Raw genomic sequence first — 24,437 nt, forward strand, 5'->3', positions numbered from 1 at the left:
GTTACTCCGTGATGTCGCGGTGGTGTTCCTCGACGACGCGGTATTCCTCTTCCACCGCGGGGTCGATGGCGTTGGTTTCTACGCGGCGGCGGCGGTTGGTGATGTAGAACGACAGCAGGATGCCGGCCAGGCCGGCGAGCAGCAGAATGTAGCCGACGACCTGCAGGTTCACGGCGTCCCAGGTGTCGCGGACGGCGAACGCCAACACGGCGCCGACCACCATCAAGAAGATCCCCACACCGATGCTCATCAGCGAGCCTCCCAGCGAGTAGCCCTTACTCCTTCGACGGTACCCGCTACCAAACGCAGTCTCACGCGCTCGCGCCGGAAAGAACCAGTTCGATTCTGGTCGGGCCGTCGGGGGTGATGCGAATCGGCACTCCCCAGTCCTGCCGGTGCATGTGGCAGGCGGGGAACTCCACCTCGGCGGAGTCGTCGCACGAAGCCGCCTGGACAGCCACGTGGAGGACCCCGGACCCGGCGTGCGGGTCGATGACGAGGCGCCGTACGAGGTCGGTGGTGTCGCCGGCGCCTTCGCGCAGCAGGTTGTCGGGCGTGGAGGACACCAGCAGCCGCGTCGACGGGCCGTAGCGGTCGTCGAGCTTCTGGCCGGGCGGTGGGTTGAAGACGACCTCGAGCGTGACCTCTCCGGCAGCCACATCCATCGGCGGGCGCTGCGTCCGCGTGCTGAACTCGTCCGCAGTGGCCGAAGCGCCCAGCGGCACGCGGGTCAGGCGATGCGCCGCCGACTCGACGACCAGCAGTTCGTTGCCCACGACAACAGCACCGCTCGGCTCGGCAAGGCCTGTCGCCATGGTCTCGACCGTCTCGGTCCGCGGGTCATAGCGACGTACGGCGCCGTTGTACGTGTCCGCGATCGCCACCGACCCGTCCGGCAGCACGGTCACGCCGAGCGGATGCTGCAGCAGGGCCTCGCTCGCCTTGCCGTCGCGCAGCCCGAAGTCGAACAGACCGGTGCCGACCGCGGTGTGGACGTCGGTGTCGATCCAGCGCAGCGCGGAGATCTCGGAGTCGGCCAGCCACAACCGTTCGCCGTCCGCCGCGAGCCCGCTCGTCTGCGCGAACCACGCCTCGTCGAGCGGACCGTCCTTCAGCCCTTCGTTCGTCGTACCCGCCGCGACCGCGGTCACCCCGGTGAACGGATCGAACGTCCACAGCTGGTGCACGCCGGCCATCGCGATCCACACCTTGCCGCCCCACCAGGCGACGTCCCACGGCGAGCTCAGTACGTCGGTCCCGTCGCCGTCCATCCACTGCTTGCCGGTGCCGACCAGCGTGCGCACCTGACCGTCGGCGAGCGACACCCCGCGCAGCGCGTGGTTGACGGTGTCCGCGACCACCACGTCGTACCCGACCTCACCGGCCACGTCCGGCGGGAGCACCACGAGCCCGTTCGGCTCGGAGAAGCTCGCCTCGCCGGCCGCGCCGTCCGCGAAGCCGCGGTGCCCCGTTCCGATCCGCCGTACGACGGTGGTGGCGTCGGCGGCGAGCTCGACGATGCTGTGGTTCCCGGCGTCCGCCACCAGGAACCCGTTGTCCAGCGCAACGACCTTCGCCGGAAACCGGAGCTCGGTCGGCTCGGGCGTCGGCGCGACGTACGGCGACTGGCCGCGGGTGAGCGTGCCGGCCTGCTCGTGCTCGACGACCAGCTCGGCCAGCAGCGCGTCCAGGGCGTGCGCGTGCCCTTCACCGGAGTACTGCGCGACGATGTACCCGTTCGGGTCCACCAGCACCAGGGTCGGCCAGGCCCGCGCCGTGTAGTTCTGCCAGGTGATCAGCTCCGGGTCGTCCAGCACCGGATGGCCGACCTCGTACCGCTCGACGGCAGCCCGGACCGCGGCCTCCTCCCCCTCGTGCGCGAACTTCGGCGAATGCACGCCCACGATCACCAACGCGTCCCCGTACTTCTCCTCCAACGGCCGCAACTCGTCGAGCACATGCAGGCAGTTGACGCAGCAGAACGTCCAAAAGTCGAGCAGCAAAAACCGCCCCCGGAAGTCCGCGAGCGACAACTCCCGCCCACCCGTGTTCAACCACCCACGACCCCGCAACTCCGGCGCACGCACATGCATGCCCCCATTGTCCGTCGCGGCTCAACCGCCCCGACGGGCGGGTCAGCGCGGCAGGATCAGGGTGTCGGTGAGGAGTTTGGCGGTCTTTCGGAGGGTTGCGGGGGAGGACGACAGGTCGGTGGCGAGGGTGTAGGGGGTCAGGGTCTCGCCGGGACCGACCAGGCGGTGGCGGTGGGCGAGGAGCCAGACGATGGCGCGGGGCCAGGTGGAGAGGCGGGCCTTGGCCAGCAGGTCGGGGGCGTCGCGGACCAGGCGCTCGGCGATGTCGAAGGCGTCCGGCGCATACGACGTGCCGAGGGTTTCGCCGGCCATCAGCCAGGCGTGCGGCGCCAGGACCGAGAGGGTCGCGGCCTGGTGGTTGTCCAGGCCGCGGAGGTCGGGCTGGGGCGGGGAGCCCAGGCCGGCCAGCGCTCGGTAAGCGTCTTCCAGGTCGTTGGTGGCGTCGTCGAGGAAGACCCGCTCGCCCGGCTTCGAGCCGACCGGGTCGATCATCGCGGCGGCCTCCAGGGCGGGCTGCCAGACGTCGACGGCGTCGACCGCCTCGTCGACCGCGTCAAGGGGCAGGTGGGTCCGGTCGCCGGCGAACTCGAGCCAGGCCTTCACCACCACCGGCACCGCGTCGAAGTAGGTGCTGTCAGCAAGCACCTTGCGCGGCAGCCAGTGCGCGAGGAACAGCTCGACCAGGACGGCGCTGACCCGCAGCGGGCCGCCGACGGTGCTGTCGACCGCGTGGTCGATCCACAGCCGGGCGATGTCCCCGGCGTCGTCCGGCAGCTCCACGGCGAACCGCGAGTCGAGGAAGTCCTCGACCAGCTGGTCACGCTGCCGCGGCGTCAGCAGCGGGCGCACCGGCGGCCGGACCGGGCGCTCCGGGATCTGCGTCAACCGGTTCACCAGCAGGCCGGTGAAGAACTCGAAGTCCTCACTGACCGGCGGGTCGTCGAAGTCCCGGGTCTCGCCGAGCGCCTGCAGGATGATGCCGGCCGCGATCGGCGCCCGGACGGTCCGGATCGTCACCCGGCCGCCGCGCTCGTACGCCTCCAGGACGCGGTCGACCGGCGGGCCGACGAAGACGTCCTTGATGATCGCTCCGAGATTGTTGTCGATGAACACCACCACGGTGTGCGGATGCTGCTCGTCGTCGTAGTCGAGCACGACGCTCAGCCCGTCACCGGTGATGTCCTCGGACACGATCGCGCTGGTCAGCCGGAAGCCGGCGATCCGGGTCACCCATTCGGGCACTTCGTCCTGGGTCCGCAGCCGGGAGACGTGGGCTCGTTGCAGCGGCAGCCGCCCGGCCGGGCCGACCGTCCGCGCGAGGCTGGTGAGCAGGACGAACGACTCGAGGTCACGGCGCTCGCCGAGCACCCGGGCCGCGTCGGCCCAGAAGAACCGCTCCACCTCACCGATCTCGTCCGGGCGCCCGGCCGGCCACAGCTGATCGGCCAGCATCGCCGCCGAACGCGCCACCGACGCCTCGGCGATCACCGGGTGCAGCGCGCTCGGCGCCGCGGCGAGGTCGAGGGTCAGCGTTTCCAGCAGCGTCTCCAGCACGGCGACGCTCGGCGTGGTGTCGACGTCGACACCCGCCGGGGGCACGTGCGGCTCGCCGGGCTCGGCGCCGACGAGCCGCAGATGGCTGCGTCGTCCGTCCCGTCCGCTCGGAGACTTGGTCACCTCCGTGAGATTACCGCCCGGTCCCACTCCCCCGCAGTCCCGTCCGCGCGCCCTGTGGATAACTGGCTGCCCCCCACGGACGGAGGGTTGCCCACCGAGATTTCCGGTGGGCAACCCTCCAGGTCAGCGGGTGACCGCGGCGTCAGCCCTTCAGGGCACCGGCCATCAGGCCGCCGATGAACCAGCGGCCGAGCACGATGTAGACGAGCAGCGTCGGGAACGACGTGATCAACGCCCCCGCCATCGAGGCGGCGTAGTCGACCTTCTGGCCACCGGCCAGTGCGGCCAGGCCCAGGGTCACCGGGCCGTTCTGCTGCGTGGTGAGGAACAGCGCGAACAGGAAGTCGTTCCAGACCGAGGTGAACTGCCAGATCAGCGTCACCACGAACCCGGAGATCGAGATCGGCAGGATGATCCGGGCGTAGGTCTGGAGCAGCCCGGCGCCGTCCACCCGGGCCGACTCGATGATCTCGTTCGGCACGACGGTGGCGTAGTAGTTCCGGAAGATCAGCGTGCAGATCGGGATGCCGTAGATGCAGTGCGCGATGATCAGCGTCGGGATGCCCCGGGTGACGTCCAGCTCGGTGAACGTCGTCCGCAGCGGCAGCATCACCGCCTGGTAGGGGATGAACATCCCGAACAGGATGAACGCGAACACGATGTTCGCGCCCGGGAACCGCCAGCGGGCCAGCACGAACCCGTTCACGGACCCGATCATCGACGAGATGATCGCGGCCGGGATCGCCAAGGACAGCGACCGGACCATGTACGGCTGCAACACGTCCCAGGACTTGCGCCACGGCTCCAGCGTCCAGACCTCCGGCAGGTTCCACTGCGCGGCGGCCGTGGTGTCGGCGGACGTCTTGAAGCTGCCGACCACCACGACGTACACCGGGATCAGCACGAAAAGCAGGAACAGCAGCAGGATGACGTACTTGATCGTCCGGCTCAGCCGGGTCGTCCCGTCGGCGCCGGCCCGGGGCTTGTGGCGGATCGCGCTCGCGGTGGTGCCGGTGGCGGCATCGACGGCGGTCATTCGTTGCTCTCCTGCCGGACGGTGTACGCGACGTACGGGATGACGAGGACAGCGACGACCGCGAGCATCACGATCGCGATCGCGGCCGCCTTGGCCTGGTCGCCGCGCAGCAAGGTGTTCCACATCAGGATCGAAGGCACCTCGGTACGGAACTGGTTCGGCCCGGTGATCGCGTAGATCAGGTCGAACAGCTTCAGCGACATGTGCCCGAGGATGATCAGCGCCGACAGGGCGATCGGCGACAGCTGCGGGAACAGCACGTGCCGGTAGAGCTTGAACTCCGAGGCGCCGTCGACCCGCGCCGCCTCGCGCAGCTCCGGCGGGATCCCCCGGAACCCGGCCAGGAACAGCGCCATGATGTACCCGGACAGCTGCCAGACCGCCGGCAGGGCGATGGCGGCCATCGTCGTCCATCTGCTCCCGGCGGTCCACCAGGCGTTCTCCAGGAAATGCAGCTGAAGGAGCTCGAACAACCGGTTCAGGCCGCGGGCGTCGTCACCCTGGGACGGGTTCAGCAACCAGCCCCAGACGACACCCGAGGCGATCATCGAGATCGCCATCGGGAACAGGAAGATCGACCGGAACACGCCCTCGCCGCTGACACCCTTCTCCAGCAGCAGCGCCCAGATCAGACCGAAGACCAGCGTGCCCACGATGAACAGCACCGTGAGCACGCCGAGGTTCTTCAGCGAGTTGAGGAACCGGTCCTCGTGAAACAGGTTCGTGTAGTTCTCGAACCCGACGTAGTCGACCGAGCCCCCTCTGCGCGCAGTGTGCCGATCGGTCAGCGAGGTGTTGAACGTCCACGCGATCAGCCCGTACACGAAATACCCGAGCAGCAGCACCGTCGGCAGTAGCACCAGGGCTCCAGGACCCCAGGTGCGAATTCTTCCGTGCATGCTCAGCTCACCGCCCGGGAACCGGTCCGCAACTCGTTCCGCATCAGCTCGTCTTCATCGCGTTGCCGAGCGCCGTCTGCAGCTTGGCGACGTCCGGGCTCCCGCTGAACTGGCTGAGCGCGGACAGGATGTCGTTGTTCTGTCCCGCCGTGCAGGCCGCACCGTGGGCGCAGGACGGCACGATCTTGTCCTGCTTCCAGTCAGCCATCGCGCTCTGCTGGTACTTCGGGTAGTCCGCCGGGTTGGCGTCCGAGCGGGCCGGGATCGAGCCCTTCTTGGTGTTGAACGCCTTCTGGCCGTCGGCCGAGCCGGTGACCTTCAGCCAGCACTTCGCGCCGTCCGGGTTCTGTCCGTTGGTCGGCAGGGTGAAGGAGTCGGCGAGGAACTGGAAGTTGCCGGCGGTGCCCGGTGCCGGCCAGTAGGTGTACGCCGTGTCCGGGACCTTGTCGGCGAGCTGCTGCGCGGCGACCCAGTCACCCATCAGCGTGTAGCCGGCCTGACCCTTGTTGACGTAGCCCAGCGCGTCCGCCCAGTCGATCGCCTCGCGGTCGCTGTTGCTGAAGGTGAGCAGCGTCTTGTACTTGTTCAGCGCCGCGGTCACGTCGCCACCGGCCCAGTCGGTCTTGCCGTCCCACAGCCCGGTGAACTTCTCCGGGCCGAGCTCGGCCAGCAGCACGGCCTCGACCAGCATCTCCTGGGCGAAACCCTTCGAGAGGCCCAGCGGCGCCTTCACGCCGGCGGCCTTCAGCTTGTTCAGGTCGGCGATCCACGCGTCCACGGAGGCCGGGGCCTTGGTGGCGTCGATGTTCGCCTTCTTCAGCACCGTCGGGTTGGCCCAGACCACGTTCGCCCGGTGGATGTTCGCCGGGATCGAGTAGATCTTGCCGTCCACGGTCAGGTTGTCGAGCAGGTTCTGCGGGAACGCCTTGTCGAGCCCGAAGTCCTTGTACAACTGGCTGACGTCGTCGACCTGGCCGGCGTTGATGTAGTCCTTCAGCTCCGCACCGGCATGCGCCTGGAACGTCGACGGCGGCTTGCCTGCCTGCAGATCGTTCGCCAGCACCTGCTTCGCGTTCGCACCGGCGCCACCGGCCACCGCCGAGTTCACGAACTTGAAGTCCTTGCACTCGGTGTTGAACACCGAGACCAGGCCGTCCAGACCGGCCTTCTCACCACCGTCGGCCCACCAGGTGAAGACGGTGACGTCCTTGTTCGCCGACGAGTTGCTATCACCGCTGCTGTTGTCGCTGTTCCCGCAGGCGCTCACCGCGAGAAGACCCGCCGCGCCCACCAGCGCCAGGGTCTTGCTCAGACCACCACGCATGATTCACTCTCCGATCAGTTGATGGAGCCGCCTGTGACAACGATGCCCCCTTGACGGCCCAACTGTGGTCACGCGGCAGCCCGGGTGTCAACGTTCCGCGCAGGCGCGTTGCGCAGCCGTGACCCCGTGCACCTTGACAGTGTGAGAGCGCGCACATCGCTGGCCCGAGTGGGTACTGCGCGCAGTCGCGTTGCGCAAAAGGTCAGGGTCGGAGCAGCACCTTGATCGCGCGCCGCTCGTGCATCGCGGCGTACCCGTCGACGACGTCGCTCAGCGGGATCTGGGAGTCGAACACCTTCCCGGGGTCGATCTCCCCGGCGAGTACGTCGGCCATCAGGTCCGGCAGGTACGCCCGGCACGGCGCGGCGCCGCCGTTCAGGCCGACGTTGCGACTGAACATCGTCCCGATCGGCACCTCGACGCCGTGCGGTACGCCGACGAAACCGACCGTGGCCCCGGCCCGCGCGACGTCGAAGGCGGTCGTCATCGACTGCTTCGTGCCGACACATTCCAGGACGGCGTCGGCGCCGACGCCCTTCGTCAGCTCGAGGACGGCGTCCCGGGCCGCGTCGCCGCGCTCGGAAATGATGTCCGTGGCACCGAATTCCTTCGCCAACTTCTGGCGCGGCTCATGCCGCGACAGGGCAACGACCCGCTCCGCGCCCATCCGCGAGGCCGCGAGGACCCCGCAGAGCCCGACCGCGCCGTCGCCCACGACGACGACCGTGTCACCTGCTTTCACCCGCGCCGACCGGGCCGCGTGCCATCCGGTGCCCATCACGTCGGACAGCGTCAGCAGCGACGGAACCAGCGAGTCGTCGGGCACCTCGGGCGTCGCGACCAGCGTGCCGTCGGCGTACGGGAGCTTCACGTACTCGCCCTGACCGCCGTCGGCCTTGGCGCTGCCGTAGCCCACCAGGTTCTGGCAGGCGGTCTGGTAGCCGGCCAGGCAGTGCGGACAGGTGCCGTCGCTGACCACGAACGGCGCCACCACGAAGTCACCCGGCTTGACCGTGCGGACCTCGGACCCGATCTCCTCGACGATGCCGACGAACTCGTGCCCGATCGGCCGCGGCTCCTTGACCGGGTTCTCCCCGCGGTAGGGCCACAGGTCGGACCCGCAGATGCACGAGGCAACGACCTTGACGACGGCATCGCCCGGCCCGTCGATCTTCGGATCCGGGCGATCTTCCAGCCGTACGTCGAATGCTCCGTGAATCACCGTAGCTCGCATGGAGCCCACAGTAGATCAGGCCGGAACGGGGACCTTCTCGACCCGCTTGGCACTCCAGGCCAGCCAGACGCAGGCGGCCGCGAGCAGCACACCGTGACCGATCCGCAGGGCGGGCGGTCCGAAGAACTGCGGCAGGAACAGCCCGAACCCGACCGCGAACAGGATCGCCGGCACCGTCTTCAGACGCACCGCGACCACGATCGCGCCCGCGGCCATGGTCAGCAGTCCGACGCCGAACATCGTCATCGCGACGGGGTTGTAGCGCACGGACTCGGCCAGGTCGAGGATGTTCGGCTGGTTGGCCATCGCGTGCAGGCCGAAGTCCTCCGCCCCGTAGTACGGCAGCGTCAGACCGGCGCCGATCCAGAACACGATCGCCGCCGTGCGGTCGAGCTGCAGCAACGCGACCGCGACCAGGATGAACCCGAGCATCGCGCACAGGTGCGCGACGACCCAGGCGGTGGAGCCCATCGCGGCCGCGGCGCCGGACGTGGTCGTCTCGTCCTCCCACGGGCGAAGGGCGGGGTAGAGCAGGAACAGAACGCCTGCAACGGACAGTGGGATCCTCATGATTCGTTCCTCAGACTGGCGAGATACATCCGGACGATTTGGTCGTAGGTCTCGTCGAGTTCCTCGGGCAGGCCGAAGCCGCCTGCCGACTCGACGGACGCAAAGCCGTGGACGAGCACCCGCAGCCGCCGGGTCGCATGGACCGCGGCCGGGCCCTCGAGCCCGTAGCCGCGCAGCGTGGCGTACATGACCCCGACCAGCTTCGTGCCAGCAGCCTCCTGCACCGGATCGTGCAGCGGGTCCATCGGCATCGCGGCGTACCGCTTCGGACGCGCTGCGACGTAGGCGCGATAGGCGTGCATCAGCGCGGTGACCGCCTCGTCACCACCCCTGCCCAGGACAGCGGCCGTGAACTGGTCGGTCATGTCCTCCAGCACCCGCACTCCGACGAGCGCCTTCAGCTCACCGAGGCTCGCCACGTGCTTGTACAGCGACGGTGTGGCGACCCCGCAGCCCTGCGCGACGGCGGCGAGCGTGAGGCCCTCCGGCCCGTGCTCGTCGACGACGCCCAGCGCCACCTCGACCACGGCAGCAGGCGTCAGCGACTTTTTTATGACCATAGCCCATAGGCTAACGCCATTAGCCAGTCGTCGTCAACAGGGTCAGATCGTCACGTACCGTCCGCGCCGGTGGACCAAGGCGGGTACGTCGTCCGCGGCGAACTCCACGTGGGCGATCTCGAGCTGCACCTGCAGGCCCCAGCCCACCTCGGGCGGGTCCTGGTCCACCAGCGTGCAGCCGGCCCAGGTGGTGACACCGACCGGCGCGGGCCCCCAGGCGGTGTCCGTCCAGTCGGCCAGCCGGAACGGCCCGCCCGGTGCGGGGGCCACGAACCCGAAGGCGTCGGCCAGTTGGCGGTGCGGTTCGCCGAGCAGCGACACCACGGCGGTCCTTGCCTCGCGCAACGTTTCCCACAGGTCGGAGTCCGGGTCGAGCAGCCCGATCACGTACCCGGGCTCGCCGTCCGCGACCAGCATCGACGACACGGTGAGCCCGGCGCGCTTCCCGTCGTACGCCGTCGTCCACAGCCCGACCGGCGACGCCAGCCGCCCCCGCAACCGCCGTACCGGACTCCGCTCCGACTCGGGCGGCAGGAACGGGTGGTCACCGTGGATCGTCACGGAGCCACGGTAACGCGTTCTCCCAGGCCGAACCGGTCGATCGGGTGCAGGCTGAGGCCGCTGGAGCCGCGGACGGTTCGGACCGTGCCGTTGTCGTCGAACTCGAAGCGGTAGGACTCGCCGTACGAGCCGTAGCCGTTGCCGCCGGTGACGCGGAGTGCGTCGCCGTCGGCCTCGAGCGGCTGCGGCTCGTCGGCCGGATTCGCCCCGGACGGATCGGTCGCGTAGAGGCGCCCGCCGATGAGCACGAAGTCGGTGACACCCCAGAGGTTCGCGAAGCGGCCGGTGAAGCGCTGCAGGTCGGCAGCGTCGCCGCGGTCCTCGGAGTCGGCGAGGTCGAGGAGCCGGAAGAGGCCCTCCGCCAGCTGCGCCGCGGGCCCGTCGATCGCGTTCGTCAGCACCGACACGACGATCCGCTGCTCGGGGTCGACGAGGGTCCTGGTGATGTGGCCCGGGTACCCGCCGCCGTGACCGAAGACCGGCCGCTCGCCGACCTTCGTCACCGACAGACCGAGGCCGTACCGCGCCTTCTCGTCGGAACCGGTCGTCCACAACGGGTGCTGCATCTCACGCTTCGACTTGTCCGACAGCAGCCGGTCGTCGCCGGGCAGGTGCGCGGAGAAGTAGGTCACCAGGTCCCGCGCGTTGCCGAAGAACCCGGTCGCCGAGGCCAGCGCCCGGGTGTCGACGTGCTCGATCGGGGCGCGCTTGTCGGCGTACGACAGCGCGCTGTATCCGGCGGCGTACTCGGCCAGCCGGGACGGGTCCAGCTCCGGGCCGAGGCCCGCCAGCCCGAGCTTGTCGACGATCGCGGTCTGGACATACGAGTTGTACGACGTACCGCTCGCGGCCTCGATCACCAGACCGAGCAGGCCGTAGCCGATGTTGGAGTACTTGAAGCGGTCGTTCTCCGGGATCACGGCCGACGACGCCTGCCGCAGTACGTCGAGCAGCTGGTCGCGGTCCGGGAAGCTCCGGGACAGCTGCCACCAGTCGGCGTCCAGGCCGTCGCGCGTGACACCGCCCGCATGCGCGAGCAGTTCCCGGACCGTCCGCTGGCCGAGCGGCGTACCGACGATCTCGGTGACGTGCTGCTCCGCCTTGTCGTCCAGCCGCAGCCGGCCCTGCTCGACCAGTTGCAGCACGGCCGTCCCGGTGAACGTCTTGGAGTGCGACGCGATCCGGAACAGGTGCTGATCGGTCAGCGGTACGTCGTTCTCCACGTCGGCGAGACCGTACGCGCCGGAGAACGCGACGGCGTCTCCGGCGTACACCGCGACCTGGACCCCGGGGACCCGCTGGTAGTGCTGGTTGAACGCCAGCCAGCTGTCGTAGTAGGCGAGTACCTCGGTCAAGCTCTGGGTCACGGCGGTCTCCTGGACGGATCGGCGGATGGAGATCAGAACGACAGTTCAGTCATACCTTCCGCCTCAGGGTCAGCTCAAAGACGCTTCAGCAGCAACTTGACCGCGAGTCCCGCGAAGCGCTCACCCAACGTGGCGGCGTGACTGAATGACGCGGAATCGTCCCGCGACGTAGGCGCCGTCGGTGTAGGTCGCGTTCGCGGCCGGGTTCGCGCCGGTGCCGTGGAAGTCGCTGAAGGCGGCCGACTGGTTCACGAAGACCTGGCCGGTGAGGTTCTCCGAGAGGGCGACACCGGCGTCGAGCGCGGCCTCGCGGGCCTCCTCGAGCACCTTCTCGTCGGTCGAGTAGATCCCGGCCGTCATCGCGCCGTCCTCGGTGACGGTCGAGCGGAACACGTCGATCGACTGCGCGGTGTCGGCGGTCTTGACCAGGAAGGACACCGGGCCGAAGCACTCGCGGGAGTACACCTCGGCGTCCTTGGCGTCGATCGCGACGAGCAGCGGCGTCCGGACGACCGCGGCCGGGAAGGCCGGGTGCTCGATCGCGCGGGACGCCAGCACGACGTCGCCGTACTCGTCGGCGAGCTCGAGGCGGCTGATCACGGCCTGGTTCACGATGCCGCCGAGGATCTCGACCGCGCGGGCGTCGTCGCCGAGCAGCTTGGAGATCGCCGTCGCGATGCCGGCGCCGACCTCCTCGAAGGACTTGTGGCCCTCGTCGGTCTCGATCCCGGCGGCCGGGACGAACAGGTTCTGGGTGGTGGTGCACATCTGGCCGGAGTACAGGCTCAGAGTGAAGGCGAGGTTGTTGCAGAGCGCCTTGAAGGAGTCGGTGGAGTCGATGACGACCGCGTTCACACCGGCCTTCTCGGTGAACACCGTCGCCTGGGTCGCGTTCTGCTCCAGCCATTCGCCGAACTCGCTGCCGCCGGTGAAGTCGATCAGCTTCACCTCGGGCCGGGTCGCCAGCGGCTTGGCCAGGCCGTCACCGGCCCGCTCGGCGGCCAGGGTGACCAGGTTCGGGTCGAAGCCGGCCTCGGCCAGCACCTCGCGGCACACGTCGACGGTGATCGCCAGCGGCAGCACGGCCAGCGGGTGCGGCTTCACGACGACCGCGTTGCCGGTGACGAGGGACGCGAACAGGCCCGGCCACGAGTTCCAGGTCGGGAACGTGTTGCAGCCGATCACGAGCGCGACACCACGGCCGGTGACGGTGAACGTCTTCTCCATCCGGATCGGGTCGCCCTTGGCCGGCTTCTCCCAGGTCGCGGTGGCCGGGTAGCGGCTCATCTCCTCGTACGCGTACGCGACCGCCTCCAGCGCGCGGTCCAGCGCATGCGCGCCGCCGGCCTGGAACGCCATCACGAACGCCTGACCACTGGTGTGCTGAACCGCGTTGGCCAGCTCGAACACCCGCTTGTGCAGCCGGTCGAGGATCTCCAGCGTGACCCCGGTCCGCCCGTCGATCCCGGCCCGGCGCCAGTCCGCGAGACCCTGCTGCGCCGCGGTCAGCAGCTCGTCCAGGCCGTCCTCGACCATCCGGGGGTACGAGACGTCCATGCTGATGCCGTACGGCGACTGCTCGGTCACGACCGTGCCGCGCGCGCCGGGGGTGTCGAGCGCGTACGTCGTCCCCAGGTGGGCCTCGAAGGCCGCCTTGCCGTCGGCCGCCGCGGTCTCGCCGTACACGCGGGGGCTGGGCGACTCCGGGAACGCGGAGTGGTACCCGCGGTCGTGGATCGCCTTCAGCGCGCCGTTCAGGCGATCGCGGTGGGAAGAGAGCAGGTCGGTGGTCATGGCTGCGATGTTACAGTCGTTGACGCGATTCGGACTAGGGTGTCACAAGGCTCTTCTCGATTGGGCGGCGTATGGACGACTTGGCGGCGCGCGTGGCCGCGGCGATGTGGGCGGAGGACACGGCCAGCGCCGGGTTGGGGATGCGCCTGGTCGCGGTCGGCGAGGGCACCGCGCGGCTCGAGATGACCGTCCGCGAGGACATGGTCAACGGGCACGGGATCGCGCATGGTGGATTCGTGTTCACGCTGGCCGACTCGGCGTTCGCGTTCGCCTGCAACTCCCGCAACCGGGTGACGGTCGCGCAGGCCTGCGACATCGTGTTCGTGGCCCCGGCCCGCCGCGGCGACCTGCTCGTCGCCGACGCCCGGGAGCGCACCGCGTTCGGCCGGAACGGGATCTACGACATCACCGTCACCCGCGGCGACGAGGTGATCGCCGAGTTCCGCGGCCGCAGCCGCCAACTGTCCGGAACGATCCTTTCGGAGGAAGCACATGAGTCATGAGGCTTTTCTCGTCGACGGCGTCCGGACGCCGATCGGACGGTACGGCGGTGCGCTGTCGGCGGTCCGCCCCGACGACCTGGCGGCGCACGCGATCTCGTCGCTGCTGAACCGGACCGCGCTGGACCCGGCGCTGATCGACGACGTGATCCTCGGCTGTGCGAACCAGGCCGGCGAGGACAACCGCAACGTCGCGCGGATGGCGGTGCTGCTCGCCGGGCTGCCGGACTCGGTCCCGGGCACGACGATCAACCGGCTCTGCGGATCGGGCCTGGACGCGGTCGCGTACGCCGCCCGGTCGATCATTGCCGGGGACAACGACATCGTGGTGGCCGGCGGGGTGGAGTCGATGTCGCGGGCGCCGTTCGTGATGCCGAAGGCGACGACCGCGTTCTCGCGGCAGGCCGAGGTGTTCGACACCACGATCGGGTGGCGCTTCGTGAACCCGGCGCTCAAGGCGCAGTACGGGATCGACTCGATGCCGGAGACGGCCGAGAACGTCGCGACCGAGTTCGGGATCAGCCGTGAGGATCAGGATCTCTTCGCGCTGCGGTCGCAGCAGCGGGCCGCCAAGGCGCAGGCCAACGGGCGGCTTGCCGAGGAGATCGTCGCGGTCGACGTGCCGGGGAAGCGAGGTGCGGTGACTGTTGTCGATGTCGATGAGCATCCGCGGGAGACGTCGCTCGAAGCCCTGGCTGGTCTGAAGACTCCTTTCCGATCGCCTGGGACTGTGACGGCCGGGAACGCCTCCGGGGTGAACGACGGGGCGGCGGCTTTGCTGGTGATGAGCGGGGAGGCCGTGGAGGAGCACGGCGTCACGCCGATTGCCCGCGTGGTGGGGACGGCGACGGCCGGCGTACCGCCTCGGATCATGGGGATCGGGCCGGCGCCCGCGACGCGGAAGCTGCTCGACCGCACCGGCGTCGCGCTGTCCGATGTCGAGGTGATCGAGCTGAACGAGGCCTTCGCGTCGCAGTCGCTCGCCGTACTGCGGGAACTCGGCCTGCCCGACGACGCCGACCACGTCAACCCGAACGGCGGCGCCATCGCCCTGGGCCACCCGCTCGGGATGTCCGGCGCCCGTCTCGCCCTCACCGCGGCCCTGGAGCTTCGCCACCGCGACGCCCGGTACGCCCTGGCCACCATGTGCATCGGCGTCGGTCAGGGCATCGCGACCCTGCTCGCCCGTCCCTGAGGAGTCGTCATGCTGGGTGATGCCTGCCCGATGGAGTTGCGCGACGCCGGTGAACGGCTGTCGGTCGACGAACTGCGGTCCCGCCAGTTGTCGTTGCTGCAGGCAACCGTACGGCGGGCGTACGAGAACGTCCCGCACTATCGCGCGGCGTTGGACTCGGTCGGCTTCAAGCCCGGTGACCTGGAGTCCTTGGAGGATCTGTCGCGCCTGCCGTTCACCGCGAAGAACGACCTGCGGGACAACTACCCGTTCGGGATGTTCGCGGTGCCCCGGACCGAGGTGGTCCGGGTCCATGCGTCGTCGGGCACGACCGGGCGGCCGACGGTGGTCGGGTACACGCGGCGGGACCTGGACAACTGGGCCGATCTGATGGCGCGCTCGATCCGCGCCGCCGGCGGGCGTGCGGGGGATGTCTGTCACGTCGCCTACGGGTACGGGCTGTTCACTGGTGGGCTGGGAGCGCACTACGGGGCCGAGCGACTCGGCTGCACTGTCGTACCGGTGTCCGGCGGGATGACCGAGCGGCAGGTCGACCTGATCCGGGACTTCGGGGCGCGGATCATCATGGTCACGCCGTCCTACTTCCTCTCGATCGTCGACGAGATGACCGAGCGCGGCCTCGATCCCCGCGACACGTCGCTGCGGATCGGGATCTTCGGCGCCGAGCCGTGGACCGAGCAGATGCGTCAGGAGGTCGAGGAGCGCACCGGGATCCACGCGGTCGACATCTACGGCCTGTCCGAGGTGATGGGGCCGGGGGTCGCGCAGGAATGCGTCGAGACCAAGGACGGCCTGCACATCTGGGAGGACCACTTCTACCCGGAGATCATCGACCCGGTCACCGGCGAGGTGCTCCCGGACGGCTCCGAGGGCGAACTGGTCTTCACCACGCTCACCAAGGAGGCCTTCCCGGTCCTGCGGTACCGCACCCGCGACCTCACCCGCCTGCTTCCCGGCACCGCGCGCCCCGGGCTGCGCCGGATGGAGAAGATCACCGGCCGTACCGACGACATGATGATCGTCCGTGGCGTGAACGTCTTCCCCACCCAGATCGAGGAGCAGATCCTCCTGGTCGAAGGCCTCACCCCGCACTACCTCTGCGTCCTGACCCGCCCGCACCGCCTCGACGAACTGACGGTCCAGGTGGAAGCGGCCCCCGACCTCACCGACCACACCACCGCCGCCGCAAACCTGTCCCGCCGCATCAAGGACCGAGTAGGCATCACCGCCACCGTCGAGGTCGTCGCCCCCCACGCCCTCGAGCGCTCCCTGGGCAAGGCAAAACGCATCCGGGACGACCGCCGCTAGCAGGTTGTTTCACGGCGCCAGTCAGAGCAGTACGCCGGCCTGCCCGGGCTGGGGGCCATGTGTCGCGGAAAATGGTTGGTTGGCGGGCGAGACCGGCGGTACGGTGCGCGCATATGACTCAAGTACAACGGCCTCCGCGCACCGCCGACGAGCGCACCCAGCTGATCGGCTGGCTCGACCTGCAACGCTCCTTCGTCCGGATGAAGTGCACCGGGCTCAGTGAAGAAGATGCCCACCGCAAGGTCCTCCCGACCTCACCGCTGATGACCCCGGCCGGGATCGTGTCCCACCTGCGCTGGGTCGAGTACACGTGGTTCCAGCTCGGCCTGATGGGCGTTCCCGACACCGGCCAGACGCCCTGGACCGAGGACGGACACGTCGACGCCGAGATGTTCGTCGACGACGTGCCGATCGCCCAACTGCTCGACGAGTACGACGCGGAATGCGCGCGATCCAACGAGACGATCGCAGACCTGCCGCTGGACACCCTCGAGAAGGGACCGTGGGCGGCCAAGGGCGAGGCCGCGTCCCTGCGGTTCGCGCTGTGCCACATGATCGAGGAGACCGCGCGGCACGTCGGCCACCTGGACATCATCCGGGAGCTGATCGACGGCGTGAAGGGCTACACCGAACCGGAGTGACGCAACCCGGTTACGGCCGCGCCGAGGGGTGGATAGGATGTCCGGCATCTGGCACGGGGTAGCGACAAGAGGTGTGATGAGGGAACCCTCCGTACGCCGTTATTCCGGGCGGTCAGTCGAGGAGTGGAAGGCCGCGCGCCGGGAACGGCTACTGGCCGCCGCGCTCGAACTCTTCGGGACCGAAGGATATCCGGCGACATCCGTGGAACGCCTGTGCACACAGGCGAAAGTGTCCACCCGGCACTTCTACCACGAGTTCCAGAACAAGGAAGCCGTGCTGCTCGCGGTGCACGCGCAGGTGATCGAGCTGGCGGTCCGGAGCACCGGCGACGCGCTCCGCCGGACCGCCGACCGGCCGGTTCGGGAGCGAATCACCGCGGCCGTCGACTCGTACCTGCGGACCATCATGACCGACCTCCGGCGGGCCCGGATCTCGTTCGTCGAGGTGGTCGGCGCGAGCCCCGCGGTCGAGGAGCAGCGGATCGCGTTCCGCGACCTGCTGATCAGGAACGTCCGGGACCTCGGCGACACCGCGGTCGAGCGCGGCGAGATCAAGCGCAAGGACTTCCGGTTCCTCGCGCTGGCGTTCTTCGGCGCGGTCAACGCGGTCGTCCACGACTGGATGCTCACCGAACCCCGGCCATTGGAGCAGAAGGTCCAGAACTCCCTCCGCGACCTGGCTGTGGAGCTGATTACGGCCTAATCCGTGGCGTAGCGCTTGCGGAGTTCGGCGACCGCGTCGATGCGGGTCAGCGCGGCGCCTTCGTCGTACGCCGTCTCGTACGCTTCGTTGCCCAGGGCATCACGCAGGCCGTCGACGAGACGCTGGACGTCGGCGTCCGGGATCGCTCGGGTGCCCTTGATCGCGGCCGCGAGACCGAGCGTGCGCGCGGCGGCCGTCAGCTCGGCGGCCTGTGTCCGGGCAGCCAGCACCAACGAGTCCACCGACGTCTCGACAACGGCGGCCGCGACCGGCATGTCCTCCGTGCCCAGCGCGAGTTGGACCGCCTCCCGGCCGCAGCGTTGCGCCTGCTCGACGTCGCCGGTCGACGCGTAGATCCGGCTCAGCTGCGAGAGCAGCGCCGCCTGACCGTGCGGTGCGATCCGCTCCGCCGCGGCGTCGAGCATCGAGTAGCCGCGCTCCGCGAGCTCCTTCGCCTCCTCGAAGCGGCCGGCGCGGTGCGCGAGTCGCGCGAGTCCCATCAGCGCCATCGCCTGGCTGCCGCGCGAGCCGGTCTCCTCGGACAGCCGCATAGCGCGCTCCAGATCGGCCCGGGCGCCGTCGTGGTCGCCCAGCTCGATCCGGCTCATTGCGCTGCTGCCGAGCAGTTGGGCAACGCCTTCCGTCGTACCGAGCTCCTCGACGAGCCGCAGCGCCTCGGTCAGCGACTCGAGCGCCTCGGCGTGCTCCCCGTGGCCGGACTGGTAGCCCGCGAGGCCGCGCAGCGCCATCGACATACCGAACCGGTCGCCGAGCTCGCGGAAGCCGTCGAGCGCGACGGTCAGGTTGACCGCCATCTCCTCGATCTCGCCTTCGTTCTCGCGGAACATCGCGCCGCACATCACGCCCATGTTCCGGATCCAGGGATCCGGGTGCCGGCCGGCGGCCTCGAGCTCGGCGAAGCAGGTCGCCTTGTCCCGCCGGATCGCCGCCCACACCGCATTCGTGAACAGGCCGATCCCGGAGTCGACGAGCATCCGGTGCCGACGGGTCATCCAGCGGACCGTCGCGAGTCCACGGATCATCTGCTGGAAGGACGTGGCCGGGTCCTCCTCGGTGGACATCCGGCCGAGCGCGAGCAGGTACAGCGCCTCGGCCTTGTCCAGCGGAACGGTCGGGCCGGGGACGGCGAGGGCGGCCTGCATCCAGCTCACCGCTTCGGCGGGGCGACCGCTCATCGTCCAGTACTCACCCAGGACGGCGACCATCTGGACAGCGACCCGTGCCGACCCGGCGTCAATTGCCGTCCGCAGGGCGTCGAGCAGGTTCTCGTTGTCGGCGGTCAGGCGGGCGATCCACTCGATCTGCTCACCGGTCCGCAGCTTCGGTCGCGCCTTACGCAGCATGCGGCTGAAGTAGGTCCGGTGCGCGTGCCGGAAGCGCTCGTACTCGCCGGAGGCCTTCAGCTGCTCGGCGCCGTATGCACGGACCGTCTCCAGCATCCGATAGCGCACCGACCGCTCGTCGGCGGCCGCCTCGACCAGCGACTTGTCCACCAGGGACGCGAGGACCCCGAGCACGGACTCGGCGGGGATGCTCTCGTCGCTGCAGATCTGCTCCGCGGCCTCGAGCGTCGCACCGCCCGAGAACAGTGAGAGTCGCCGGGCGACCGCCTGCTCGTCCGGGTCCAGCAGGTCCCAGCTCCACTCCACCACCGCGCGCAGGGTCTGGTGGCGCGGCAGCGCGGTCCGGGAGCCACTGGTCAGCAGCCGGAACCGATCCGCGAGCCGGTCCACGATCTGCGGCGGGGTCAGCGCCCGCAGCCGGGCCGCCGCGAGCTCGATCGCCAGCGGCATACCGTCCAGCCGCCGGCAGATCTCCGCGACCGCCTCCCGGTTGGTGTCGGTCAGCTGGAAGTCAGGACGTACGGCGCGGGCGCGGTCGACGAAGAGCTGCACGGCCGGGTACGCGTCGGTGGCCGCGTGCTCCGGGGGCATCCCGAGGGGACCGACCGGATGCAGGTGCTCGCCCGGGATGCTCAGCGGCTCACGGCTCGTGGTCAGCACCCGCAGCCGCGGGCAGGACGCGAGCAGCGAGTCGACAAGTCCGGCGACCTCTTGGACCAAGTGCTCGCAGTTGTCGAAGACAAGCAGGATGCGCCGGTCACCGATCACCTCGACAAGTCGCAGGGTCGCTGCGCGGCTGGTCGGGATGTGCTTGGGCGCAAGGCGCGCCGGTGCAATGTCGACGTACTCGCTGGCACCCAGCGTGGACAGGACGGTGGGCGCCACATCGGCCGCGTCACCGAGCGGCGCGAGCTCTACGAACCAGATGCCGTCGCCGGACTGGCCCACCAGCGAGCGCCCGGTCTCGGTGGCCAGTCGGGTCTTTCCGGCACCACCCGGTCCGACCATGGTCACCAAGCGGGTCCCGTTGCTCAGCAGGCGCGTCAGCTCAGCCACGTCCTCCCGGCGGCCGACAAAGCTGGTCAACGGAGCACGCAAGTTGCTGCGGGGCGCGACGGGCGCTGGCACGGCGGCGGTCTTCGCGGCCGGGTCTACTGCGTCGCCACGCAGTACAGAGACGTGGAGGTCGCGCAGACGTGTGCCGGGGTCAGCGCCCAGCTCGTCGGCCAGGGTGGTGCGAATACGTTCGTACGCCGCCAGGGCCTCCGCCTGGCGACCGTCGGCGTACAAGGCGCGGATCAGAAGCTCGTGGATGCGCTCGCGGAGTGGATGGGTGACAGCCAGACGCTCCAGGTCGCTGGTCAGGTCGCGGGCATGGCCGGAGCTGACCGCAGCCTCGGCCAGGTCCTCCGACGCGGCCAGGCGCAGCTCCGCGAGCCGGTCCGCCTCGACCGCGGCGAACGGCAGGTCGCGGAGGTCGGTCAGGGCCTCGCCGCGCCACAGCTTCTCGGCCTGGGTGAGGAGCGCGTGCGCCTGCTCCGGGTCGGACGTGAGCAGCGCGCGCCCTCGCCGTACCAGCTCTTCGAACTGGAGGGCGTCGACGCAGTCCGGCCCCAGCGTCAGGGTGTAGCCGGCCGGGCCGGACTGGACCGAGACGCTCGACTCGGTGGCCGGCAGACTCGCCCGCAGGCGCGACACGAGGGACTGCAGAGCGTTCGCGCTCGGGGCCTCACTGCCCCACAGTCCGTCGACCAGGGTCTCGACGCTCACCGGCCGACCGGCGCTCAACGCCAGCCGCGCGAGCAGCCCGCGCAGGCGGACGCCGCGGATGTCGAGCGGAGTCCCGTCGGCCGCCCACATCGCGAGAGGCCCAAGCACCGCTATGCGCACCCCACCAGCCTCGCACATCCTCCCGACCAAACACCCGTGCCTTTTGTCATCCCGGAGCCTAAGGTCGGGGTTCGTGACTGAAATCGCCGCGCAGACCCAGGTCGCGCTCTCCAGAATCGTCGCTGAACGTCAAGCCAAGGGCCGGGTGCCGGGCGTGGTGGGCGCTGTTGCCCGCGCCGGTTCGCTGGCCTGGTCTGCCGGGATCGGATCGGCGGACTTGGAGAAGCCCGGCGTCCCGCCGACCGCGGACACGCAGTTCCTGATCGCGTCGCAGAGCAAGACGCTGACCGCGGTGGCCATCATGGCGCTGCGCGACGAGGGCAAGCTCAGCCTCGACGACACGATCGAGAAGCTGATCCCGGACAGCACGCACGAGGGCATCACCGTCCGGCAGATGCTCAGCCATGCCAGCGGCATGCAGCGCGAGCCGGTCGGCGACGTGTGGGACCTGATGAAGTTCCCGTCCCGCGAGGAACTGGTGCCGGGCTGGAACGCGGCGGAGCGGATCGGCAAGCCGCACCACCGCTTCCACTACTCCAACCTGGTGTTCTCGCTGCTCGGCGAGATCGTCGCGCGGCTCGACGGCCGGTCCTGGTACGACGCGGTCAAGGCGCGGATCCTGGACCCGCTGGAGATGCGCCGGACCACGGTCGGGATGGACGGCGGGCCGGCGCAGACCGGGTACTACGTGCCACCGTGGTCCGACGTACCGGTCCGCGAGCCGTTGCTGGACATCGGCGCGATGGACGCCTGCGGCGGGCTCGCGTCGACCGCCGAGGACCTGGCGAAATGGGCCATGTTCGTCGCGAGCCCGGTCGACGAGGTGCTGTCGAAGGACACCCTGGACGAGATGTGCCACGTGCAGATCATGGCCGACGTCGACCGCTGGCAGCTCGCCTTCGGGCTCGGGTTCATGCTGCTGCGCCGCGGCGACCGGCTGTTCGTCGGCCACGACGGCGGGATGCCCGGACACATCACGTCGACCTTCGTCGACCGCGCGTCCGGTACGGCGGGGATCGCGCTCTTCGGGTCCACGTCGTCGCCGGCGCCGAGCGCGCTGGCCACCGACCTGATCATCAAAGTCCTGGAGGACGACCCGCTGCCGCCGGAGGCCTGGGTCCCCGGCACCTCGGTTCCCGACGAGCTGTCCGGCGTCCTCGGCACCTGGTTCTCCGAGGGCTCGCCGTTCGTGTTCTCGGTGAAGCAGGGCGTCCTGGAGGCGAAATCCCCGGCCGCCGCCGAGTACCAGTCCCCCGCCGTCTTCGAGCGTCTGTCCGAGGACGTCTACCGCACCGTCTCCGGCCGCGAGACCGGCGAGCTGCTGCGGATCACCCGCGACCCGGCCGGCCATCCCACAAAGTTGCACTGGGCAACCTATCTCTGCACCCGGGAGCCGCTGTCCTTCGGCGAACTCAGCGGCGTCTAGACCACACAGAAGTCGTTGCCTTCAGGGTCTGCCATCCACAGGTGGTCGAGGTCGGTGGAGTTGTCCATCAGGACTTCCCGGACCACGGTGGCGCCGGCTTTGGTGAGGGTTTCGGCGGTGGCGCGGATGCGTTGCTCGCGGAGGTGTTGCGGTTCCGCGCGGCCGCCGGCCACCTGGAGGTCGAGGTGCAGGCGGTTCTTGACCGTGCGCGGCTCGGGGACCTTGAGGAAGGAGATGGACGGCAGCACACCCTCGGGATCGGAGATCGAGGCGCCGTCGCCCCACTCCTCCTCGGGGACCTCCAGTTCGGTCAGCCAGGCTTCCCAGGTATCCCAGCCCGGCGGCGGAGCGGACTCCGTGTAGCCGAGCGCCGTACACCAGAAGCGCGCGATCAGCGCCGGATCGGCACAGTCGATGGTGAGCGTCCAGTTGGTCGTCATACCGACCACTCTGGCGCTCACCACCGACAAGTTCGCTGATATCAGGTACGGCGGCGGTAGGCGCGGATCGCCAGCGGGGCGAAGACCGCGACCAGGCCGACCATCCAGGCCAGCGTGATCAGCAGCGGCTTCTCGATCGGGCCGCCGAGCATCAGGCCGCGCATCGTGTCGACCAGGTACTTGACCGGGTTGATTTTCACGAACGCCTGCAGGAAGCCGGGCAGCGTGTCGGTCTGCACGAACACGTTGCTGCCGAAGGTGAGCGGGAACATCACCAGGAACGCGACGCCCTGCACACCCTGGGCGGTCTTCAGCGACAGCCCGAGCCAGACCCAGATCCAGCACATCGACAGCGCGAACGCCAGGACGACCACCAGCGCGAGGACGCCGTACCCGACGCCGTTCTGGAACCGGAAGCCGAGCGCGAACCCGGTCCCCATCAGGATCACGATCGACAACGTGTACCGGACCGCGTCGCCGAGCACCGCGCCGACCAGCGGCGCCACGCGGGCGATCGGCAGCGACCGGAACCGGTCGAACACGCCCTTCGCGAAGTCGTCGTTCAGCGCGACCCCGGTGCCCATCGTGGAGAACACGACCGTCTGCACCAGCAGACCGGGCAGCAGGAACGGCAGGTAGTCACGCCAGCCGGCGCCCTGCGCGATCGCCCCGCCGAACACGAACAAGAACAGCACCAGGAAGATGATCGGCTGGAACGTCACGTCCGCCAGCGCTTCGGGGTTCTGCCGGATCCGTACGACGTTCCGCCAGGCCAGCGTCAGGCTCTGCTGCACCCACGCCAGCGGATTGGCGCGCCTGGCGACGTGCGCCGGCTCGAGTGTCGCGGTGGTCATCGGCCCACTCCTTCCAGGATCTTCTGCTCTTCGGCGGTGTGCCCGGTCAGCGCCAGGAACACCTCGTCCAGGCTGGGCAGCCGTAGCGACAGCTCGGTCACCGCGATCCCCGCCTCGTCCAGCCGCCGTACGACGACGGGCATCGACGAGCCGTCCGTCACCGGCACGCTCACCAGCGCGTTGACGACGTCCACGGACGGCCGGGTGCCGACCGACTCGGAGACGATGGCCGCGACCCGCTCGAGGTGCGCGGGCTCCGCCGGACGGACGTCCAGCGACTGTTTGCCCGCCTGCGCCTTCAGCTCGGCCGGCCGCCCGTTCGCGACCACGGCGCCCTTGTCGAACACCACGATCGAGTCGGCCAGCGCATCGGCCTCTTCCAGGTACTGCGTGGTGAGCAGGACCGTGGTCCCGTCGAGCACCAGGTTGCGGACCGTCTCCCAGACGCCGTTGCGGGCGTGCGGGTCCAGACCGGTCGTGGGCTCGTCCAGGTACAGGATGCTCGGGTTGCCGACCAGACTCGCGGCCAGGTCGAGCCGGCGGCGCATACCGCCGGAGTACGTCTTCGCGATCCGGTCACCGGCGTCGGTCAGCTCGAACCGCTCCAGCAGCTCGTCCGCCTTGGCGCGGGCCTGCGGCCGCGAGTACCCGAGCAGCCGGCCGATCATGATCAGGTTCCGGCGGCCGGACATGTCCTCGTCGACCGAGGCGTACTGCCCGGTCAGGCCGATGATGCTGCGGACCTTGCCGGCCTCCCGGACGACGTCGTACCCGCCGACCGTGGCGTGACCGCCGTCCGGCCGGAGCAGGGTGCCGAGGATGCGGACCGCGGTCGTCTTGCCGGCGCCGTTCGGGCCGAGGACCCCGAGAACGGTGCCGGTCGGCACGCTCAGGTCGACGCCGGCAAGCGCGGTCGTAGTGCCATATTTCTTGACCAAGCCGACCGCCTCGATGGCGACCTGGTTCGTTGTGGTCATCGGTTCCTCCCAGTTGACTCACTT

Annotated in this window: 22 protein-coding genes; 6 read left to right on the forward strand and 16 right to left on the reverse strand. The window is 69.6% G+C overall.

The genetic code is table 11. The annotated features are described in order from the left end of the window. Nucleotide 1 precedes the first annotated feature (1 nt). From AB0I12_RS29915 to paaN, 12 genes are all read right to left on the reverse strand, one after another. The gene (locus AB0I12_RS29915; RefSeq protein WP_355694161.1) at nt 2–250 is read right to left on the reverse strand and encodes a DUF6458 family protein; all 249 of its coding nucleotides are present in this window, start codon (nt 248–250) and stop codon (nt 2–4) included. Between the two features lie 61 nt (nt 251–311). Next, nucleotides 312–2,093 carry an NHL domain-containing thioredoxin family protein gene (locus tag AB0I12_RS29920; RefSeq protein ID WP_359935745.1) on the reverse strand — a complete coding sequence of 594 codons (1,782 nt, stop codon included), beginning with the start codon at nt 2,091–2,093 and terminating at the stop codon, nt 312–314. 42 nt (nt 2,094–2,135) lie between these two features. Beyond that, complete coding sequence (locus AB0I12_RS29925) at nt 2,136–3,770, reverse strand: hypothetical protein (RefSeq protein WP_359935747.1); 1,635 nt, start codon at nt 3,768–3,770, stop codon at nt 2,136–2,138. Nucleotides 3,771–3,912: 142 nt separating this feature from the next. Next, complete coding sequence (locus tag AB0I12_RS29930; RefSeq protein ID WP_359935749.1) at nt 3,913–4,806, reverse strand: carbohydrate ABC transporter permease; 894 nt, start codon at nt 4,804–4,806, stop codon at nt 3,913–3,915. Then, nucleotides 4,803–5,705 carry a sugar ABC transporter permease gene (locus AB0I12_RS29935; RefSeq protein ID WP_359935751.1) on the reverse strand — a complete coding sequence of 301 codons (903 nt, stop codon included), beginning with the start codon at nt 5,703–5,705 and terminating at the stop codon, nt 4,803–4,805. Before AB0I12_RS29935 ends, AB0I12_RS29930 begins: the two co-directional genes overlap by 4 nt. Nucleotides 5,706–5,748: 43 nt before the next feature. Then, nucleotides 5,749–7,029: an ABC transporter substrate-binding protein gene (locus AB0I12_RS29940; RefSeq protein WP_359935753.1), complete on the reverse strand. Its 1,281-nt coding sequence runs from the start codon at nt 7,027–7,029 to the stop codon at nt 5,749–5,751. A gap of 202 nt (nt 7,030–7,231) precedes the next feature. Further along, nucleotides 7,232–8,263 (reverse strand): zinc-dependent alcohol dehydrogenase family protein, encoded by a 1,032-nt coding sequence (locus AB0I12_RS29945; RefSeq protein ID WP_359935755.1) that lies wholly within the window; start codon nt 8,261–8,263, stop codon nt 7,232–7,234. Between the two features lie 15 nt (nt 8,264–8,278). Continuing rightward, nucleotides 8,279–8,833: a hypothetical protein gene (locus AB0I12_RS29950; RefSeq protein ID WP_359935757.1), complete on the reverse strand. Its 555-nt coding sequence runs from the start codon at nt 8,831–8,833 to the stop codon at nt 8,279–8,281. Continuing rightward, nucleotides 8,830–9,393 carry a WHG domain-containing protein gene (locus AB0I12_RS29955; RefSeq protein WP_359935759.1) on the reverse strand — a complete coding sequence of 188 codons (564 nt, stop codon included), beginning with the start codon at nt 9,391–9,393 and terminating at the stop codon, nt 8,830–8,832. The genes AB0I12_RS29950 and AB0I12_RS29955 overlap by 4 nt, the downstream gene beginning before the upstream one ends. Nucleotides 9,394–9,435: 42 nt before the next feature. Next, a complete protein-coding gene (locus tag AB0I12_RS29960) occupies nt 9,436–9,954 on the reverse strand; it encodes a flavin reductase family protein (protein WP_359935761.1) in 519 nt (172 codons plus the stop codon). Then, nucleotides 9,951–11,321, reverse strand: a complete 1,371-nt coding sequence (locus tag AB0I12_RS29965; RefSeq protein WP_359935763.1) for a serine hydrolase domain-containing protein — start codon at nt 11,319–11,321, stop codon at nt 9,951–9,953. Before AB0I12_RS29965 ends, AB0I12_RS29960 begins: the two co-directional genes overlap by 4 nt. A gap of 120 nt (nt 11,322–11,441) precedes the next feature. Next, complete coding sequence (gene paaN / locus AB0I12_RS29970; RefSeq protein ID WP_359935765.1) at nt 11,442–13,115, reverse strand: phenylacetic acid degradation protein PaaN; 1,674 nt, start codon at nt 13,113–13,115, stop codon at nt 11,442–11,444. A gap of 71 nt (nt 13,116–13,186) precedes the next feature. Between paaN and paaI the strand changes: the two genes are divergently transcribed. From paaI to AB0I12_RS29995, 5 genes are all read left to right on the forward strand, one after another. Beyond that, nucleotides 13,187–13,618 carry a hydroxyphenylacetyl-CoA thioesterase PaaI gene (gene paaI / locus AB0I12_RS29975; protein ID WP_359935767.1) on the forward strand — a complete coding sequence of 144 codons (432 nt, stop codon included), beginning with the start codon at nt 13,187–13,189 and terminating at the stop codon, nt 13,616–13,618. Next, a complete protein-coding gene (gene pcaF / locus AB0I12_RS29980) occupies nt 13,608–14,810 on the forward strand; it encodes a 3-oxoadipyl-CoA thiolase (protein ID WP_359935769.1) in 1,203 nt (400 codons plus the stop codon). Before paaI ends, pcaF begins: the two co-directional genes overlap by 11 nt. Before the next feature lie 9 nt (nt 14,811–14,819). Next, complete coding sequence (paaK, locus tag AB0I12_RS29985; protein ID WP_359935771.1) at nt 14,820–16,118, forward strand: phenylacetate--CoA ligase PaaK; 1,299 nt, start codon at nt 14,820–14,822, stop codon at nt 16,116–16,118. A gap of 113 nt (nt 16,119–16,231) precedes the next feature. Further along, complete coding sequence (locus AB0I12_RS29990) at nt 16,232–16,759, forward strand: DinB family protein (RefSeq protein WP_359935773.1); 528 nt, start codon at nt 16,232–16,234, stop codon at nt 16,757–16,759. 76 nt (nt 16,760–16,835) lie between these two features. Beyond that, nucleotides 16,836–17,462, forward strand: coding sequence for a TetR/AcrR family transcriptional regulator (locus tag AB0I12_RS29995; RefSeq protein WP_359935775.1), 627 nt, complete (start codon nt 16,836–16,838; stop codon nt 17,460–17,462). Here AB0I12_RS29995 and AB0I12_RS30000 read toward each other — a convergent pair. Beyond that, on the reverse strand, nt 17,459–20,704 hold the full coding sequence (locus AB0I12_RS30000; protein WP_359935777.1) for a BTAD domain-containing putative transcriptional regulator: 3,246 nt from the start codon (nt 20,702–20,704) through the stop codon (nt 17,459–17,461). The two genes, AB0I12_RS29995 and AB0I12_RS30000, sit on opposite strands and share 4 nt — an antisense overlap. An 85-nt stretch (nt 20,705–20,789) precedes the next feature. On the opposite strand from AB0I12_RS30000, the gene AB0I12_RS30005 reads away from it, so the two are divergent. Beyond that, nucleotides 20,790–22,142: a serine hydrolase domain-containing protein gene (locus AB0I12_RS30005; protein ID WP_359935779.1), complete on the forward strand. Its 1,353-nt coding sequence runs from the start codon at nt 20,790–20,792 to the stop codon at nt 22,140–22,142. Here the strand turns inward: AB0I12_RS30005 and AB0I12_RS30010 are convergent. The 3 genes from AB0I12_RS30010 to AB0I12_RS30020 are packed head-to-tail and all read right to left on the reverse strand — an operon-like array spanning nt 22,139 to nt 24,413. Beyond that, complete coding sequence (locus AB0I12_RS30010; protein WP_359935781.1) at nt 22,139–22,582, reverse strand: VOC family protein; 444 nt, start codon at nt 22,580–22,582, stop codon at nt 22,139–22,141. The two genes, AB0I12_RS30005 and AB0I12_RS30010, sit on opposite strands and share 4 nt — an antisense overlap. Nucleotides 22,583–22,623: 41 nt before the next feature. Further along, nucleotides 22,624–23,436 carry an ABC transporter permease gene (locus tag AB0I12_RS30015; protein ID WP_359935783.1) on the reverse strand — a complete coding sequence of 271 codons (813 nt, stop codon included), beginning with the start codon at nt 23,434–23,436 and terminating at the stop codon, nt 22,624–22,626. Then, nucleotides 23,433–24,413 carry an ATP-binding cassette domain-containing protein gene (locus AB0I12_RS30020; protein ID WP_359935785.1) on the reverse strand — a complete coding sequence of 327 codons (981 nt, stop codon included), beginning with the start codon at nt 24,411–24,413 and terminating at the stop codon, nt 23,433–23,435. The genes AB0I12_RS30015 and AB0I12_RS30020 overlap by 4 nt, the downstream gene beginning before the upstream one ends. Nucleotides 24,414–24,437 lie beyond the last annotated feature (24 nt).

This window comes from Kribbella sp. NPDC050459 (genome assembly GCF_040655315.1).
Taxonomy (GTDB): Bacteria; Actinomycetota; Actinomycetes; order Propionibacteriales; family Kribbellaceae; genus Kribbella.

Excerpts from the sequence above, each read along its gene's own strand:
- AB0I12_RS29915 (WP_355694161.1), bottom strand. The coding sequence starts at position 250 with ATGAGCATCGGTGTGGGGATCTTCTTGATGGTGGTCGGCGCCGTGTTG.
- AB0I12_RS30020 (WP_359935785.1), bottom strand. The coding sequence starts at position 24,413 with ATGACCACAACGAACCAGGTCGCCATCGAGGCGGTCGGCTTGGTCAAG.
- AB0I12_RS29995 (WP_359935775.1), top strand. The coding sequence starts at position 16,836 with ATGAGGGAACCCTCCGTACGCCGTTATTCCGGGCGGTCAGTCGAGGAG.
- pcaF (WP_359935769.1), top strand. The coding sequence starts at position 13,608 with ATGAGTCATGAGGCTTTTCTCGTCGACGGCGTCCGGACGCCGATCGGA.
- AB0I12_RS29920 (WP_359935745.1), bottom strand. The coding sequence starts at position 2,093 with ATGCATGTGCGTGCGCCGGAGTTGCGGGGTCGTGGGTGGTTGAACACG.
- AB0I12_RS30010 (WP_359935781.1), bottom strand. The coding sequence starts at position 22,582 with ATGACGACCAACTGGACGCTCACCATCGACTGTGCCGATCCGGCGCTG.
- AB0I12_RS29955 (WP_359935759.1), bottom strand. The coding sequence starts at position 9,393 with ATGGTCATAAAAAAGTCGCTGACGCCTGCTGCCGTGGTCGAGGTGGCG.
- AB0I12_RS29945 (WP_359935755.1), bottom strand. The coding sequence starts at position 8,263 with ATGCGAGCTACGGTGATTCACGGAGCATTCGACGTACGGCTGGAAGAT.
- AB0I12_RS30015 (WP_359935783.1), bottom strand. The coding sequence starts at position 23,436 with ATGACCACCGCGACACTCGAGCCGGCGCACGTCGCCAGGCGCGCCAAT.
- AB0I12_RS29940 (WP_359935753.1), bottom strand. The coding sequence starts at position 7,029 with ATGCGTGGTGGTCTGAGCAAGACCCTGGCGCTGGTGGGCGCGGCGGGT.
- paaN (WP_359935765.1), bottom strand. The coding sequence starts at position 13,115 with ATGACCACCGACCTGCTCTCTTCCCACCGCGATCGCCTGAACGGCGCG.
- AB0I12_RS29990 (WP_359935773.1), top strand. The coding sequence starts at position 16,232 with ATGACTCAAGTACAACGGCCTCCGCGCACCGCCGACGAGCGCACCCAG.
- paaI (WP_359935767.1), top strand. The coding sequence starts at position 13,187 with ATGGACGACTTGGCGGCGCGCGTGGCCGCGGCGATGTGGGCGGAGGAC.
- paaK (WP_359935771.1), top strand. The coding sequence starts at position 14,820 with ATGCTGGGTGATGCCTGCCCGATGGAGTTGCGCGACGCCGGTGAACGG.
- AB0I12_RS29935 (WP_359935751.1), bottom strand. The coding sequence starts at position 5,705 with ATGCACGGAAGAATTCGCACCTGGGGTCCTGGAGCCCTGGTGCTACTG.
- AB0I12_RS29930 (WP_359935749.1), bottom strand. The coding sequence starts at position 4,806 with ATGACCGCCGTCGATGCCGCCACCGGCACCACCGCGAGCGCGATCCGC.
- AB0I12_RS29950 (WP_359935757.1), bottom strand. The coding sequence starts at position 8,833 with ATGAGGATCCCACTGTCCGTTGCAGGCGTTCTGTTCCTGCTCTACCCC.